Origin of the sequence: Sphingomonas sp. Leaf25 (assembly GCF_001421635.1) — a bacterium.
In the GTDB taxonomy this organism is placed as follows: Bacteria; Pseudomonadota; Alphaproteobacteria; order Sphingomonadales; family Sphingomonadaceae; genus Sphingomonas.
Genome location: NZ_LMKU01000003.1, coordinates 1 through 15,804 on the forward strand (window position 1 = coordinate 1; position 15,804 = coordinate 15,804).

Sequence of the window (15,804 nt, forward strand, 5' to 3'; positions counted from 1 at the left end):
GGAACTCGATATGGCCGCATGACCCAAACCTAAATGCCTCCAGGAAACCCGGGACGCTTCAGTATCGCTCGACGGACTGCCTCTGTCGTGCGGGTGCTCCCGTGTAGAACCTGTCCCATAGTGCATCCTTCCAGGCTTGCGCCGATGATGCACCATCAAATACCGGGATCAAACATGTAGGGTAAACTTTGGAAGAAATTGAAGCTGACAACATATCAGACGTTCTCTGGCCAACAGCTTCAATTCACCCGAAAAGCCGCCTCGCGCTCCGCTCCAGCATCACCAACTGCCACAGCGTCCGGCCATGTTCGGCCCGCCCGCTGCGATGGTCGGCCGCCAGCCGTTCGATCATATGCGGATCGAACCACGCCGCCAGCACCGGCGAGCGCGCCAACCCCGCCGCCTCGTCGGCCAGTGGCCCCCGGAACCACGCGCTGATCGGCGTCACGAACCCCATCTTCGGTCGATACAGGATCTCGCGCGGCAACCATGGCTCCAGCGCCTTCTTCATCAGCCACTTGCCCTCGCCACCACGCAACCGCATCGCGGAAGGCAGCGTGGCGCAAAACTCAACCAGCCGGTGGTCGAGCAGCGGCTCGCGTGCTTCCAGCCCCACCGCCATGCTCGTGCGGTCGACCTTGGTCAGAATGTCGCCGGGCAGCCAGTGGCGGAAATCGGCATATTGCGCCCGGTCCAGCCCGTCGCGCGCCGGTGCCTCGCGCATCGCCGCGACATAGCGTTCCTCGGCGCGATACCCGCCGATCGCCTGCGCGGTGGCGGCGTTGTACAGCCGCTGGCGCACCGCCGGCGTCGTCACCCCGACCGCCCGGGCATAGGCTGCCTCGCCCCCCTCGGCCAGCGCCAGCAGCGTCGTCCTGGCGCGCAGCGGGCGCGGTGCCCAGTCCGCCTTGGGCCACATCCGGCCGAGCGTACCGAACACCGATCCGCGCACGCCTTCGGGCAACAGCGCGCGGACGCGCTCCTCGACGGCATGGAATCGATACCGCCGATACCCCGCCAGCGCCTCGTCCGCCCCGTCGCCCGACAGCGCGACGGTCACATTCTCCCGCGCCAGCGCACACACGCGGTAGGTCGCGAGTGCCGAGGCATCGGCGAACGGCTCGTCGAACGCCGCGACCAGCGGGTCGATCAGCGCGAAGTCGTCCGACGCGACGGTGCGGACGCGGTGCTCGGTCGCGAAGCGCCGCGCGACCAGCTCGGCCGGCCCGCGCTCGTCATGCCCCGCCTCGTCGAAGCCGATGGTGCAGGTCTTGACCGGTTGCCGGCTCGCCTCGGCCATCAGCGCGACTACCGCCGAACTGTCGACCCCGCCCGACAGGAACGCGCCGAGCGGCACGTCGGCCACCATCCGCGACCGTACCGCCTGTCGCATCCGCTCGGTCAGTTCGGCCGAGAGCTCGCGCACGCTGCCCTTCGCCCGGTTCGAGAAATCGATGTCCCACCAGCGCACGGGCGCCGGCACCGGCTTCCCCCGTTCGAGCAACAGGAAATGCCCGGCCGGCAGCTTGCGCACTCCGGCGACGATGCTGGTGTCGTCGGGGACATAGCCGAACGCCATGTAATCCTCGATCGCCGCGACATGCGGCGTCCGCCGCACCAGCGGATGCGCGAGCAGCCCTTTCAGCTCGGAAGCGAACGCCACCGCCCCGTCGCTCAGTTCGACATAGTGGAGCGGCTTCACCCCCATCCGGTCGCGGGCGAGGAACAGCGACCGCGTCCGCGCATCATAGAGCGCGAAGGCGAACATGCCGTTCAACCGCGCCAGCATGTCCGGCCCCCACGCCGCCCAGGCGTGGAGCAGCACCTCGGTATCACCCTGCGTGACGAACGCCGCCCCCTTCGCCCGCAGTTCGGCGCGGACCTCGGCGAAATTGTAGATTTCGCCGTTGAAGGTGACGACCGCCGACCGGTCGGGCAACGCCATCGGCTGCGGGCTGCCCGCGACATCGATGATCGACAGTCGCCGATGGCCGAGCCCGACGCCGGCATCGGTCCATACGCCCGACCCGTCGGGACCACGATGCGCCTGCACCTCGCACATGGCGGCGATCCGGGCGGGATCGACCGGTTTGGGGGTGACGGGATAGAACAGCCCGGCGATACCGCACATCTCAGCGCATCCCCGCCGCTTGATCGGCAATCGCCTCGACCGGCCCCGCCGCTTTCAGAAACGCGGAAATCGCAGCACGTGGCTCCTGCGCACCTTTCTGCGCCGACAGCAATATCGCGACGCCGCGCTGTGGCCCGCCGAGCAACCGCGCCTTCAACGTCTCCAGCTTCACCCGATCGGGATCGCCGGTGACGATGTCACCCACGCGATACCAAGTTGCCGTCTCACGCTCGACCGGCCCCGGCGCGGCCATCCTGAGCGCCGCACCGCCCGCGATCGGCGCAGTATCGGCGACACGGACCCAGCGGTCATTCTCGCGGATCGCCCCTTGTCCGAAACCCACCAGTTCATGCCCCTCGCCCTGCGATCCATAGACCGCGATCGCCATGTCGACCTGCCGCCCCTGCCCATCGCCATAGCGCCCGATCAGGAAATGATCGGCACCGGGATAGTTGGGCACCCATGGCTCGCCGATGATCGCCACCCGCTGCCAGCCCGGTACGGCGGGCAACTCGATCCGCTGCGGCAGCGGCTGCGCCCGCGTGTCGATCACATGCCCCCATGCGGCAAAGGCCACCGCGATTCCCAGCACCGCGCCGGCCGCCAACGACCGGTCGGTCGGGCGCATCGGCAGGCCGGCCAGCCGCGCGGCATCGAACCACGGCGCGTCGGGATCGCGATCGAACCAGCGCCAGCCAAGCGCCAGCACCGCCGCCATCGTCAGCGCAAAGAACACCCAGCCATAGACGATGTGGTCGAACCCGGTCGCCGCCTCGACCGAGGTCAGATGCGCGGCATAGATCGTCCCCGCCGCGCGCAGGCCGTTGGCGAGGATCGGCACGACGATCGCCATCGCCATGAAACCCGCCCGCCGCCGCCAATCGACATAGCAGACGTTGGCGACCAGCGCGCCATAGGCCACCATCGCGATCAGGAACTTGGCCCCGGAACACGCCTCCGCGACTTCGAAATAGCCGCCCGGAATGGTGATGAGCACCCCGTCGACCCGCGCCGGCACACCCAGCAAATGCAGTAGCGGCATCGTCATATCGACCGTCGCCGCCTGCAACCGCGGTTCGAGGAAGTCACCGAACGGCACGAGGAACGCCATATAGGCCAGCGGAAACGCCAGCCCCTGCGCGACCCGCCGCCCGAGCATGGTGATCGCCGCGCCCTGCAGCAGCAGCACCAGCCCGGCATGCCGGAACAGCGCGACCGCCGCCGCCTCGCCGATCAGCCAGACGACCCCGCCGCCCGCGACCCAGAACAGTCCCGGTGCCCATGCGGCGGGCCGCACCTGCGCAAGATCGGCGCGGCGTTGCCACACCAGCCAGCCGAGGATCGGCGGTACGAACAGGCAATGGCCATAGGTCGTCGAATTCCACCAGATGCCGACGATGTCCGCCACATCGCGGCGGAACAGCAGCAACAACGCCACCCACAGTCCGGCGAGCGCCAGCAGGCTCGTCCGCCACGCCGCATCGGCGGTGCGCGGTTCGGCCGAGCCAGAGGAAAGCGCGATCGTCATGCCGCGATCCGGTTGCCAGCCGGCGGCAGCCCCATCAAGCCGCCAAGCGGCGCAAGACACGCATCCCAGCCATAGCGCGCGATCACCCGCGCCCGCGCGGCGGCACCGAGCGCATCGGCCGCGCTCCGATCGTCAAGGAGATGTACGACCTCGCCGGCATGAGCGGCGGCATCGGCCGCGACGCGCAGCGTGCCGCCATGGTCGATCCCTTCGGCCGCCGCCTGCGACGCGACGACCGGGCGCGCCATCGCCATCGCTTCCAGCACCTTGTTCTGGATGCCCCGCGCCAGCAGCAGCGGCGCGACGACGACACGGGCGGCAGCGATCCAGCCGCGCACATCGGCGACCTCACCGGTCACGATCACCGCGTCGCCGGCCAGCGCCTGCACCGCCGCCGTCGGCTTGCGACCAACAATGGCGAAGCGGACCGTCGGATGCGTCCGGCGGATGATCGGCAGCACGTCCTGCGCAAACCAACGGACAGCATCGACGTTCGGGCGATAATCCATCTGCCCGGTAAAGACGATCAGCGGCGTGTCGCTCGCAACCGGCCGGACGATTGCCGGATCGAAGAAGCCGGTATCGATCCCGTTCTCGATCGCGACGACATGCTCCCCCGCGCCGAACAGTTCGGCCTCGGCCCGGCTGACCAGCAGCGTCGCAATCGCCCGCTCGGCGACCGCCTGCTCGAACCGTCCCAGCAACCGCGCCTCGCGCGCGAGCATCCAACGCATGGGCGGCCGGGCGGTAGCGGCATAGCCGGCGAACTTGGCCGAATCGACATCGACGAAATCCATGACGAAGCGCGCGTCGCCCGGCAGATACTGCGCCATCTGCCCCGAATAGACATAGATGCCGTCATAGCGGCGGGCGGCCAGCAGCCCGGCGACCGCACGCCGCATCGTCGGCGCATCGAACGCGGTCAGCGACACCGGGCGACCAGTCGCCAGCGCCTCGAGCGCGGCACGCGGATTGCCTTTGGTCCGGCGGATCACCTGCGCACTCGCACACCACGTTCCGAGCACCGCGTCATGGCCCAGATCGCGGTGGTCGTCGGCAAAGGTCGCCAGATGCACCCGGCCGAGGGTCGAGAGGTGCTTCAGGACATGGTGGCTGCGTACCTTGTCGCCGCGATCGGGGGGATAGGGCGTGCGATGGGCGAGGAACAGGATGTCGCTCACCCCAGCCCCTTTGCGATCCACGGGCCGATGCGGTTGGCGATCGGCAGCGGCAGTTTCTGCCACGCCGCGATCTTCGCCCGGTAGCGCGGATTGAGCGGGCTGGCATCGCGCGGTGCCGCCCCCGAAGCCGTCCATGTCGGATAGCCGAGCGGCTCACCGGTGAAGCCCCAGTTCTTCTTGTACGCCGCCGGCCCGGTGCCGACCTTCGACCGGCCGAAGTCGAACCGGCTACACCCCTTGGCACGGGCATGGCGCATCAATTCGAAATACATCCGCTCGTTCGCGCGCAATCCCCGCGCCGCCGCCGTACCGCCGCCCCAATAAGGATAGACCATGCCGCGCCAGTAAAGCGACAGGACGCTGGCGACCGGTACACCTTCGTGGCAAATGGTCAGGACGTCAGCGCGCTTGCCGAACCGGTCGAGCACTTCGGCGAACAGCCGTTTGGGGAATACCGGCGTGCCGAGATTGCGGACCGAGGTGGCATAGACATGGAAATGCTCGGACCGCGCCGTCGCATCGCGACCGATCGCGACCGCGAACGGCATCGCCAGCGCCTTGCGCACATCGGCACGCTGTTTGCGGGGGACGGCGAGCAGTTCGGCATCGTCATCGGCGGCAAGATCGCGGACGAAGCCGAGGTAGCGCGTATCGTCGAAGCTCCATCCCGCTCCCGCTGGTGCCGGCCCGCCGCGCAGCTCAATCGTCGGCACGGTCAGCTCGGCCGCAAGCGATACCGCCGCATCGGCCAGCGCCTGCGCCGCCGCCGGATCGATCGCGAGCACGCCGCCGCCGACCGCGAACCCGGTCGATACCAGCGCCGCACCGAACAGCGGCGAGCGGACATGCGTCAGCGGCAGCAGCCCCAGCAAGGCGCCATTGCTACCCTCGACCAGCAGCATGCGGAACGACTGGCCGCAGCCTGCCGCCGTCGCCTCGCCCCATTCGGGCAGATGGAACGGCGTACCCTCGGGATGCGCCGTCACGAACGCATCGATCCGCGCGCGTTCGGCCGGGTCGCTGAGCGCGGCGGCGCGGACTGCCCGTACGATGGTGACTGGCGCGTTCACAGGCCGGCCGCATGCGCGGCGACGATCCGGTCGCTGCGATCCCATTCATGCTCCGCCAGCAGCCGCCGCAGTTTTCCCGCCATCGCGCCCAGCCGCGAATAATGGCGGATGCGCGACCGGAGCGGCGCGCACGCCACGCGCGGCTGGCCGGGATCGATTTCCCATGGATGGAAATAGAACATCGCCGGGTGGCGATCGTCGCCATTGCTCCGCTCGACCGCGCGTTCGACGACCCGGTTGGGCAACAGGCGAAAGAAGCCGCCCCCCGCCGGCACGTCGCGCCCGGCAACGCGCGCGAGCGTGATCGGCCATTCGATCAGACCGGCATCAGCCAATGGGCGATGGATCGCGCGCGGGCTGCCCTGCCAGCCATAATGGTCATGCCGCACCGGCGCGACCGACGACGAATAGGCATAGCCCGCCTCCGCCAGAACCGAATGCGCCCATGGCGTCCGGGTATCGATCGAGAAGCTCGGCGCGCGATAGCCCGTCACCGCCTGCCCCGAGGCATCCTCCAGCGCGGTGCGCGCCTTCGCCAGATCGGCACGGAACTGGTCGGGCGTAAAAGTGAACACCCGCGCATGGTCATAGCCATGGCTCGCCACTTCATGCCCGCCCGCGACGATCCGCCGCATCAGCGCAGGAAAGCGATCGGCGACCCAGCCGAGCGTGAAGAACGTCGCCTGCACGCCCGCCTCGGCGAACAGGTCGAGCACCGCGTCGGTATTGGCCTCGACCCGGTGTTCGAGGCCGTTCCAGTCGCGACGGTCGATCACGGTTTCGAACGCCCCGACCTGAAACCAGTCCTCGACATCGACCGACATGGCGTTGCGCATCGAGGTCAGCTCGCCGCGCGCAGGCCGGACAGGTCGGGCCGGCGCTGATCGCTCTCGACCCAGTCGACCAGCAGCGTCAGCACCCGGCGCAGCGCCGCTTCCTGTTCCTCCAGCCGGGTTTCAAGCATGGCGATGCGCTCGTGCAGCGGCGCAGCGTCCTCGCCCGGTGCATCGGCCGCTGGAGCAGGCGGAGGCGCAACCGGCATGTCGATCGTCACCACCGGTTCGACCGGCGGCGCGCGATACTCGGCACGCGCCGCCGCCGGGGCGTCGCCGTCGTACCAACTGTCGCGGGCGTCGGGCAGCGCATCGAAATCCTCGTCGTCGCGATCGAGCAGCGGCGGCGTGTCCCATGCCTGCGCCGGCACGACCGACAGGTGGATCGGACGCGGCGGCATCGGCGGCGGCGGCGGGGTCATCGGCAGCGGTTCCGGTTCGACCGCTTCCGGTTCGATCGTGGCAGGCTCGATCACCGGCGTTGGCGGGGCGACCGGTTCGGGCGGCAGTTCGGCGACGGGTTCGGCGATCGGTGGCACGACGATCTCGGGTTCGGGCGCGACACGCGGCACGGCATCGCGCGTCACGCTGCCAAGGCCGTCGCCATCGAGATCGTCGATCACCTGTTCGACATGGCGGCCGACGAAGTCATCGACCCCCTCGATTGCACCGAACAGCATCACCCGTCCGGTCAGCTGGTTCAGCCGGCGCGGGATACCGCCCGACCAGCGGTGGAGCGCCGCGATCGCGTCTTCCGCAAAACTCGGCCGCCCGGTCCAGCCGACGATGCGCAGCCGATGTTCGAGATACGGCCCGACTTCCTCGACACCCATCGGGTCGAGGTGGTGCATCGCGATCACGCGCTGGCGGAGTTGCTCCAGCCGGTCCGATCCGTGGAGCCGCTGGCGAAACTCGGGCTGGCCGAGCAGGAAGATCTGGAGCAGCGCATAGCCGCCCGCCTGAAAGTTCGACAGCATCCGCAGCTCTTCGATCGACGCGACCGGCAGCGACTGCGCCTCGTCGATCACCAGCAGCGTCCGCCGGCCTGAGCGCGCGACATTGTGCAGCCCACGCTCGATCGCCGCGAGCAACTGCGCCTTGGTCAGCCCGCCATGGTCGACGTCGAGCCCTGCCGCGACCAGCCGCAACAGGTCGTCGGCCTCGATCTGGGTGGTGACGATGCGGATCACGTTCAGCCGCTCGGCATCGATCGTCGCCATCAGATGGCCGACCAGCGTCGTCTTGCCGGTGCCCGGATCACCGGTGATGACGATGAACCCCTCGCCTTGGCTCAGCCCATAGCCAAGATAGGCCATTGCTTTGCGATGCGTCGCGGTGTCGAACCAGAACGCCGGGTCGGGCGTCAACTGGAACGGGCGTCCGCTCAGGCCATAATGATCGTCGTACATCATCGTCTCCGTGGGGCGTGTCGCCCCGCTCACACGGTTCAGAACCGGATACCCATCGCCAGCAACGCCTGGGCGATCACATCGGCGTCGCCCCCCTCGACGTCGAAGCCGTAGACGCCGGCCGACAGGCTGCCATAGGCGCGCCCGAACGTCCGGTAATAGGACCCCTGCGCCCCGCCGCCCCAGGCATCGGGCGCACCCTCGATCCCGCTGCTGAAATAGTTGCCATAGAGATCGGCGGTCAGCCCCGACCGGCTGTCGAGCGCCCATTGCCCGAAGCCCTGAACGTAATAGCTCTGATCGTTCGCGCGATAGACGACCGCGCCGGGCACCGGCGGCAAATAATAGCGGCGGTTGGCATAGCCCGCGCCGACACCCAGCCGGGTGCCACCGTGCGTGACCGAATAGACCGCATCAACCCCGCGCGCACGATAGGTCGCGCTGCTGATCGACTGGAACACCGGCGTCAGGCACCCGCCGGGGGCAGGCGCGCCATCGGGCGAGCTGCCGCCGCCGAAGGTGCAGCCGCCATAGCGCGATCCGAACGGATCGTTGCCGCCGAAAAAGCTGGTCGGCAGTTGCGCCAGTGATCCGGTCAACTGCCGACCAAAGGTGGTGACGCTGTCATAGACGCCGACCTGCACCCCCGCCCCCGGGCCGCTGGCCCATGAGAAGGAGCCGATGTAGCTCATCGTACCGTAGCGCCGCCCGATCCGCGCCTCCAGCGTGGTGCGCGGTGACGGCCGCCACAGCACGCCCGCATCCCAGATGATGCCGTCGGTATCATAGGCAAGGCGGGGCGCGGACGCCGGATCGGTGACATAGCGCCCCGCCCCGTCGAGCACCGGGGCGCCGGTCGCGTCGAGCAGGGGATCGCGCTGCGTCGCCTCGATCTTTTCATAGCCGACACCGCCGATGACCGCGAGCGTCGGCGTGACCGGCAGCACCGCATCGACCCGGCCATAGGTGCCCTCGAACTGCTGGTCGAGCTGACCGGCGTCCTCGCGGGTCCATGCGCCCGACACGGTGAAACCGATCGGCAGAAGCGTGCCGGCGCGCGTGCCGATGCTGCCGAACACCAAATGGCTGGTCGCCTCGTCATAATAATCCAGCCGACGCTGGCCGGCGGGCAGATCGACGAAGCCCGGTACCTCGGCCTTGGTATAGCCGAATTGGTAGGTCGCGTTGACCGCGAACGGCCCCGCCCGTGTCGCAAGTGTCGGTCCGGCATACAGGCCATAGACCTGCGAACTGTTCACGTCGCTGCGGTTGACGAACGGGCCGAAGCCCCCGCCGCGAATGTCCGAGCGCGAGCGGGTGGCGATCGCCCCGCCCTCAAGGCTCAACCCGCGCAACAGGTTCACATTGGCGCGCGCGAGGCCGGAATGTACGTCGCTGTCGCCGATCCCGCGTTCCCATTCGAAGAAGCGCTGATACTGGTAATTGGCCTGCACCTGCACCCGCTGCGTCGTGACGGTCGCATCGACGCCCGCCGTCAACTGGGTAAAGGTGACGACGTCACCGTTGGTCAGATCGGCAGCGACAACCTGTCCGGCCTCCAGATAGGGCGAGACATCGACGCGCTGGGCATTGGCGGCGGTCGCCCCCATGCCCAATGTCATCGGAAGCGCGATCCAGCGCATCATGCCTGCTCCTGTCCGTAATAGCCAAAGCGTGCGCCATCGGCGCGGTAGGTGGTGGCGTTCAGCAACAACTGGATTTCCTCGCAACCGTCGAGCAGCGTGACCGCTTCGCGCAGGTCGCTCTCGCTGCTCTTGTCGGCGCGGACGACCAGCATCGTCTGCCCGACCAGCGTCGCCAGCACGGCGGCGGGCGACGCCGCCAGCGCCGGCGGCGAATCGAAGATGACGATGCGGTTCGGATCGGCGGCCAGCAACGATGCCACCACCTGCCGTGCCCGGTCGCTGCGCAGCAGTTCGGTGTCGGCATGGCTGCGGGTTCCCGCAGGCAGGATCGACAGTTGCGGCACGTCGGTCGCGATCACCAACGCCTCCGCATCCACCGCCGGATCGGCCAGCGCGTCGAGTAACCCGCGTTCTCCCTGCAGCCCCAATCGCCCGAGAATGTCGGGCTTGGCAAAGTCCGCATCGACCAGCAGGATTTCGACATCGCGTTCGGCCGCGAGCGAGAGCGCCAGATTGATCGCGCAAAAAGTCTTGCCGTCCCCCGGCTGCGCCGAACAGACGAGGATCATCCGCGCGGCATCGGCATCGCGCTTCGCGACACGGTCGGCGGTTGCGAGCAACTGGCGCTTCACCAGCCGGAATTCCTCGGCAAGCGCCGTCACCGGTCCACCGGGGACCAGCATGCCGCGATCGGCCAGCAAGATACGATCGATCGGCACGATGTCGACGGGGCTACGGCGTGCCGAGGGCATCGCCGGCTTGCGCGATGGCGCTGTGGGCGCCGGTACGGGCACCGGTTCGGGCGCGATCGCTTCCGCCGGCACAGCCGGCGCGAACGTCCAGCGGTCGGCGGCACGTTCCAGCAGCGACGGCCGCACCGGTCGGGGAGAATAGTTCATCGGATCCTTCTCCGTCACGCAACCAGTCCGCGCTGGGCGAATTCAAGCCCCAGCAACAGCACGAACGCGACCCCGAGCGCGCCGGCCCCGCCCGCGAACAGCTTGAGCCGCCGGGCACGACCGGCCTTCACCGCGTCGGTCACGACCTCGCCGATCGATCCGAGCACCGGCATGCCGCTGACTTTCTCCAGCTTACCCGCCGTCGCAAAGCTGGTCCTGAGCCGGCTGAGCGCGAAGGCAGCCGCCACCCCCGCCCCCAGCCCGACGATCAGCACGCCCAGCAGCAGCAGCGGCCGGTTGGGCGCGGTCGGCGCGCGCGGCTGCGTCGGCGGATCGATCACGCTGAACTTCACCGCATCGGTATCGGTCTGCACGCTGCTTTGCAGGCGAACCTGTTCGCGGTTCTGGAACAGCGTATCGTACTGCGTCTTGAGCGAGGCGATGTCGCGATCGAGCTGCGACTGCTGCGCCGCTGCCTGCGGATCGGCGGCGATGCGCGATTGCAGCGCGTTCAACTGTCCGTCGATCAGGCTCTTGCGCTGGTTGAGTTCGGCGACGCGCGCCTGCCGTTCGGCCTGCGCGGCGCGCAATTGCAGGTAGAGCGGGTTGGGCGATGCCGCCGTCCCGCCGCTGACGCTGGTGCCTTCGCTCCGCGCGGCGCCACGCGCGCTGGCGAGCTGGCGGTTGAGCGCGACCATGTCGGGGTGCGAGTCGGTCCAGCCCCGGCTACGCCCCTCGGCGATCTGCCCCTCGATCGCGCTCAGCCGCGCACGCGCCGGCCCGGCGATGGCCGAACCCGCCGTGCCCGGCAGCGTCGCCGCCGTGCCCGCCATCTGCGCGTTGGCGGCGTTCAGGCTCGATTGCGCGGCGGCAAGATCGCCCTCGATCTGCGCCAGTTGCTCGCGCGCGCTCGACATGCGGTCGTCGACCGATCCGGTGCCGGGCAGCAGCGCCATATATTGCTGCTCGAACGCCTGCCGCCGGCTTTCCGCATCGGCAAGCTGCTTCTGGCGCTGCGCGATCTGCTGATCGAGGAAGCGGAGCGACTGGCTGGTCGCGTCGCGATCGCTGCTGAGGTTATCCTCGACGAAGATGTCGATCATCTTCTGGACGATCTCGCGCGCCAGCTTCGGGCTGCCCGAGGTCGCCGAAATCTCGAACAGATTGTCCTGCTGCGCGGTCAGCTTGATCGCGTTCTGGAGCGAGGCGACGCGATCGGCGACATCGGCGTCGCTCGACACGCTGTCGGCCATCGACGTGCCGCGTACGACCTTTTCGAGATTGACCGCCGAGGTCAGCGTCTGGCGAACGCGGTCGATGTCCTTGGCCTGTTCGTTCTGCGCGACCTGCGCCTCGGCACCGGGCAGCACCTGGCGCATCTGCACCAGCACGCGCGCGGTCGATTGATAGCTGTTCGGAATCTGGCTGACCGCCAGCCAGCCGCCGAGGCACACCACCCACGCGATGGCCAACGCGATCCAGCGTCGCTGCCAGATCGCGTGCAGCGACAGCCGCAGTTCGTCGTACAGCCCGTCCATCTCAGAACATGCTCTCGGGAATGATGATGACGTCGCCCGGCTGCAACCGCACGTTCGCGCTCGAATCGCCGTTCTTGAGCAGGCTGGAGATGCGGAGACCAAATTCCGACTGCTGGCCCGAAGCGCGATCGTAGCGGACGAGGCGCGCGCGATTGCCGGCGGCGAATTCGCTCAACCCCCCGACCGAGATCATCGCGTCGAGCAGCGTCATGTTCGCGCGATAGGGGATCGAGGCGGGCTTTTCGGTCGCGCCGACCACGCGCACCTGCTGACTGAACGTGCCCGAAAAATTCTCGACGATGACCGAGACGAGCGGGTCCTTGATATATTCGCCCAGTGCCAGCTTCAGGTCGTCGGCCAGCATCGCCGGTGTCTTGCCGGTGGCGGGCATGTCGTTGATGAGCGGCGTGGTGATGCGGCCGTCGGGGCGGACCTGGACCTTCGCCGACAATTCGGGATTGCGCCACACGAAGATGTTGAGCTGGTCGAGCGGACCGATGACATAATCCTCGCCCGGCGCCTCGCGCGCCTGAACGAACGGTGCCGGGGGCAGTTCGGGACGCGCGCCGCCGGAGCAGCCACCCAGCAGCGCCGCGATGCAGACCCCAAACCCCAATTGCCGCTTACCGCGCATACCATACCTCATCCAAACAAGCGCGACCGCAGGAGCGACCTGACGCGGGACTGCCAACGACCATGAAGGTTAAGGGGTAAAGATAGGGTTGCCTTGCGTAGCGCCGCAACCGCCCTGCCCCGGATCGGGACGGTTGGGTACGTTCAGACCAGCAGTTCGCGCGCCGGGGGGTGGCCGAGAAACGCCTGCGGGCTGGCGGTCGCGCCATAGGCTCCCGCCTGAAAGATCGCGATGGTGTCGCCGACCGATACCGCAGGCAAGGCGATCCGGTCGGCAAGGCGGTCGAGCGGGGTGCAGAGGCAGCCCACGACCGACGCGGTGATTGCCGGGTCGGCATTCATCCGGTCGGCCAGCGCGACCGGATAGTTTCGGCGTACCACCGTGCCGAAATTTCCGCTGGCGGCCAGTTGGTGATGCAATCCGCCATCGACGACGACGAACCATTCGTCGCCGCTGCGCTTCACGTCGACGACACGGGTGCAGTAGACCCCCGCCTCGCCCACCAGATACCGGCCGAGTTCGATCGCGAAGCCGGTTTCAGAGAGGATCGGGTCGCGAGCGGCGAGCGTATCGCCCAACGCGACACCGATCGCGGTGACGTCGATCGGCGTATCGCCAGGGAAATAGGGGATGCCGAAACCGCCGCCCAGATTGACGAACGCCGGGGCATAGCCGGCCGCGTCCGACAGGCGCGCGGCGAGCGTGACGGTGGCCGCCTGCGTCTCGATCAGCGCGGCGGTGTCGAGCGTCTGCGATCCGGCAAAGATGTGGAAGCCGTGCCAGTCCGCGCCGGCCGCGACGATATGGCGGACGAGGGTCGGCACGCGCGCGGCATCGACGCCGAACGGCGACGCGCGCCCGCCCATCCGCATGCCTGATCCGCGCAGTTCGAAATCGGGGTTCACCCGCACCGCGATGCGCGGGGTCAGTCCCAGGCGATCGGCGATGGCAAGCGTGCGCTCCACCTCGCCCTCCGATTCCGCGTGCAGCGTGGCGCTGGCCTCCAACGTCGCGGCCAGTTCGTCGTCGCGCTTGCCGGGTCCTGCGAAGCTGACCGCCCGCGCCGGCTTGACCGCAATCGCCTTGGCCAGTTCGCCGCCCGAGGCGACATCGAGGCCGTCGACCAGCGGTGCGATCAGCGCCAGCACATCGGCATGCGGATTGGCCTTGATCGCATAATGAATGCCGACCGACGGCGGCAGCGCGGCGCGCAAGGCCGCGACCCGACCGGCGATCGCCGCACCGTCGTACAGGAACGCGGGCGTGTCGCCGGCCCGCGCCAGCAGCTCGGCGAAGTCGACTCCGCCGACCTGCAACCGGCGCTGTCCGGCAAAGACCGGCGGGATCGGTCCGACAGGCTTCATGCGTCGCGCTCCAGCACAAGCGCGCGCAGGCCCGAGCGATCGAGCTTGCCATTGGCGTTGCGCGGCATGGTGTCGATCCAGATATAACGCGCCGGCTGCTGGAACATCGGCAGGTCGCGGCGCAGGCGGGTGCGGACACGGTCCTCGGCATCGGCGACCAGCGCGCGGGCGACGACGGTGATCGCCTGCCCCTGCCGGGGATCGGGCACGCCGATCGCCACCGCCTCCGCCACTTCGCTGCCCGCCAGCACCGCTTCCTCGATCTCGGTCGGGCTGATGCGGTTGCCGGCGACCTTTATCATCTCGTCGGCGCGCCCGACGAAGCGCAGCAAGCCGTCGCTCCCTTGCGCCACGCTGTCCCCCGACCAGACCGCGGTGCCGCCGCTTTCCATCCAGTCGGGCGCGGGGCGGAAGCGCTGCGCGGTGCGTGGCGCATCCCGCCAATATCCCTGCGCGACCAGCGGCCCGGCATGGACCAGCTCGCCCGCCTCCCCCGTCGCGGCGCGGCTGCCGTCGGGGCGAACGACGGCGACCTCGGCGAACGGGATCGCGCGGCCGATCGCGTCGGGGTTGGCATCGATCAGCGCCGGATCGAGCCAGGTCGAGCGGAATGCTTCGGTCAGGCCGTACATCGCGTAGAGATCGGCCACCGGGAACCGGCCGCGCAACGCCCGGACAAGGGAAGCGGTCAGCGCCCCCCCCGAATTGGTCAGCAGCCGCAGCCGGCCGGCGACCGCGTCGTCCCATCTCGTCTCGATCAACTGGGTCCATAGCGGCGGCACGCCGGCCAGCGTGGTGATGTCGAAGCGCTCGACCGCCTTCACCACATCCCGCGCGGTCAGATAATCGAGCGGGACGACGCTGCCGCCCGCCGCCCATGTCGAGAACAACTGGTTCTGGCCATAGTCGAAGCTGAGCGGCAGCACCGCCAGCACCCGGTCGTCCGGCGTCAGGCGCAGATAGTGCGCGACCGAAATCGCGCCGAGCCACAAATTCGCGTGGCTGAGCATCACCCCCTTGGGCCGCCCGGTCGAGCCCGAGGTATAGAGGATCGCGGCCAGCGCATGACAGTCGCGCGCCGGATCGGCATCAATCGCATCGCCCTCGGGAGGCTCGACGATGACCGCGCAACCATCGGGCACGTCGCCATCGGCCAGTGTCGCCGCGCGCCCCGGCTGGGTCAGCAGCAGCGCCGCGCCGCTGTCGCCAAGGATATGCGCGACCTGCGCCCGCTTGAGCGCGGGGTTAACGGGTACGTGAACCAGTCCGGCCCGTGCCACCGCCAGCGGCAGGACGCAGGCCAACCGCGTCTTGGGAAGCCACGTCGCGACCCGGTCGCCGGGACGCAGGCCCCGTACCCGCAGCCCGCCGGCGATGCGGGCGACGCGGTCCTCCAAGCCGGCATAATCGAGCGTCCCGTCCCGGTCGCGGATCGCGGCCGCGTCCGGCTGCCCGCGCAACGGGAGCATGTCGATCGGCAGCGGAACGGGATCGGGCGACGGCATCGCCCGCCTTTACCCGTTCGGGACGGGCTGTACCAGCGCGTGGCTTGGCAGCGCACGGGCTTGCGC

At 68.8% G+C, this 15,804-nt stretch carries 12 protein-coding genes; all 12 read right to left on the reverse strand.

What is annotated here, in order from left to right; genetic code table 11:
* Positions 1–244: 244 nt before the first annotated feature.
* The 12 genes from ASE78_RS01655 to ASE78_RS01710 all read right to left on the reverse strand — a co-directional run bounded on the left by ASE78_RS01655 (position 245) and on the right by ASE78_RS01710 (position 15,738).
* On the reverse strand, positions 245–2,131 hold the full coding sequence (locus tag ASE78_RS01655; RefSeq protein WP_056492374.1) for an XrtA/PEP-CTERM system amidotransferase: 1,887 nt from the start codon (positions 2,129–2,131) through the stop codon (positions 245–247).
* A gap of 1 nt (position 2,132) precedes the next feature.
* Positions 2,133–3,659 carry an exosortase A gene (gene xrtA / locus ASE78_RS01660; protein ID WP_056492377.1) on the reverse strand — a complete coding sequence of 509 codons (1,527 nt, stop codon included), beginning with the start codon at positions 3,657–3,659 and terminating at the stop codon, positions 2,133–2,135.
* Positions 3,656–4,840, reverse strand: coding sequence for a TIGR03087 family PEP-CTERM/XrtA system glycosyltransferase (locus tag ASE78_RS01665; RefSeq protein ID WP_056492380.1), 1,185 nt, complete (start codon positions 4,838–4,840; stop codon positions 3,656–3,658). The genes xrtA and ASE78_RS01665 overlap by 4 nt, the downstream gene beginning before the upstream one ends.
* A complete protein-coding gene (locus tag ASE78_RS01670) occupies positions 4,837–5,910 on the reverse strand; it encodes a FemAB family XrtA/PEP-CTERM system-associated protein (RefSeq protein ID WP_162236447.1) in 1,074 nt (357 codons plus the stop codon). The genes ASE78_RS01665 and ASE78_RS01670 overlap by 4 nt, the downstream gene beginning before the upstream one ends.
* Positions 5,907–6,746, reverse strand: coding sequence for an XrtA system polysaccharide deacetylase (locus ASE78_RS01675; protein ID WP_056492382.1), 840 nt, complete (start codon positions 6,744–6,746; stop codon positions 5,907–5,909). The genes ASE78_RS01670 and ASE78_RS01675 overlap by 4 nt, the downstream gene beginning before the upstream one ends.
* A 5-nt stretch (positions 6,747–6,751) precedes the next feature.
* Positions 6,752–8,152 (reverse strand): ExeA family protein, encoded by a 1,401-nt coding sequence (locus tag ASE78_RS01680; protein ID WP_056492385.1) that lies wholly within the window; start codon positions 8,150–8,152, stop codon positions 6,752–6,754.
* Positions 8,153–8,190: 38 nt separating this feature from the next.
* A complete protein-coding gene (locus tag ASE78_RS01685; protein WP_056492388.1) occupies positions 8,191–9,798 on the reverse strand; it encodes a hypothetical protein in 1,608 nt (535 codons plus the stop codon).
* The gene (locus tag ASE78_RS01690; protein ID WP_056492391.1) at positions 9,795–10,697 is read right to left on the reverse strand and encodes an AAA family ATPase; all 903 of its coding nucleotides are present in this window, start codon (positions 10,695–10,697) and stop codon (positions 9,795–9,797) included. Before ASE78_RS01690 ends, ASE78_RS01685 begins: the two co-directional genes overlap by 4 nt.
* 14 nt (positions 10,698–10,711) lie before the next feature.
* Positions 10,712–12,235, reverse strand: a complete 1,524-nt coding sequence (locus ASE78_RS01695; RefSeq protein ID WP_056492394.1) for an XrtA system polysaccharide chain length determinant — start codon at positions 12,233–12,235, stop codon at positions 10,712–10,714.
* A 1-nt stretch (position 12,236) separates the two neighbouring features.
* Entirely contained in the window at positions 12,237–12,869 is a 633-nt protein-coding gene (locus tag ASE78_RS01700) for an XrtA/PEP-CTERM system exopolysaccharide export protein (protein ID WP_230769810.1), read from the reverse strand.
* A 143-nt stretch (positions 12,870–13,012) separates the two neighbouring features.
* Complete coding sequence (locus ASE78_RS01705) at positions 13,013–14,233, reverse strand: pyridoxal-dependent decarboxylase, exosortase A system-associated (protein WP_056492401.1); 1,221 nt, start codon at positions 14,231–14,233, stop codon at positions 13,013–13,015.
* Positions 14,230–15,738: an AMP-binding protein gene (locus ASE78_RS01710; RefSeq protein ID WP_056492407.1), complete on the reverse strand. Its 1,509-nt coding sequence runs from the start codon at positions 15,736–15,738 to the stop codon at positions 14,230–14,232. The genes ASE78_RS01705 and ASE78_RS01710 overlap by 4 nt, the downstream gene beginning before the upstream one ends.
* Positions 15,739–15,804 lie beyond the last annotated feature (66 nt).

Excerpts from the sequence above, each read along its gene's own strand:
- ASE78_RS01655 (WP_056492374.1), bottom strand. The coding sequence starts at position 2,131 with ATGTGCGGTATCGCCGGGCTGTTCTATCCCGTCACCCCCAAACCGGTC.
- xrtA (WP_056492377.1), bottom strand. The coding sequence starts at position 3,659 with ATGACGATCGCGCTTTCCTCTGGCTCGGCCGAACCGCGCACCGCCGAT.
- ASE78_RS01675 (WP_056492382.1), bottom strand. The coding sequence starts at position 6,746 with ATGCGCAACGCCATGTCGGTCGATGTCGAGGACTGGTTTCAGGTCGGG.
- ASE78_RS01680 (WP_056492385.1), bottom strand. The coding sequence starts at position 8,152 with ATGTACGACGATCATTATGGCCTGAGCGGACGCCCGTTCCAGTTGACG.
- ASE78_RS01685 (WP_056492388.1), bottom strand. The coding sequence starts at position 9,798 with ATGATGCGCTGGATCGCGCTTCCGATGACATTGGGCATGGGGGCGACC.
- ASE78_RS01690 (WP_056492391.1), bottom strand. The coding sequence starts at position 10,697 with ATGAACTATTCTCCCCGACCGGTGCGGCCGTCGCTGCTGGAACGTGCC.
- ASE78_RS01695 (WP_056492394.1), bottom strand. The coding sequence starts at position 12,235 with ATGGACGGGCTGTACGACGAACTGCGGCTGTCGCTGCACGCGATCTGG.
- ASE78_RS01700 (WP_230769810.1), bottom strand. The coding sequence starts at position 12,869 with ATGCGCGGTAAGCGGCAATTGGGGTTTGGGGTCTGCATCGCGGCGCTG.
- ASE78_RS01705 (WP_056492401.1), bottom strand. The coding sequence starts at position 14,233 with ATGAAGCCTGTCGGACCGATCCCGCCGGTCTTTGCCGGACAGCGCCGG.
- ASE78_RS01710 (WP_056492407.1), bottom strand. The coding sequence starts at position 15,738 with ATGCCGTCGCCCGATCCCGTTCCGCTGCCGATCGACATGCTCCCGTTG.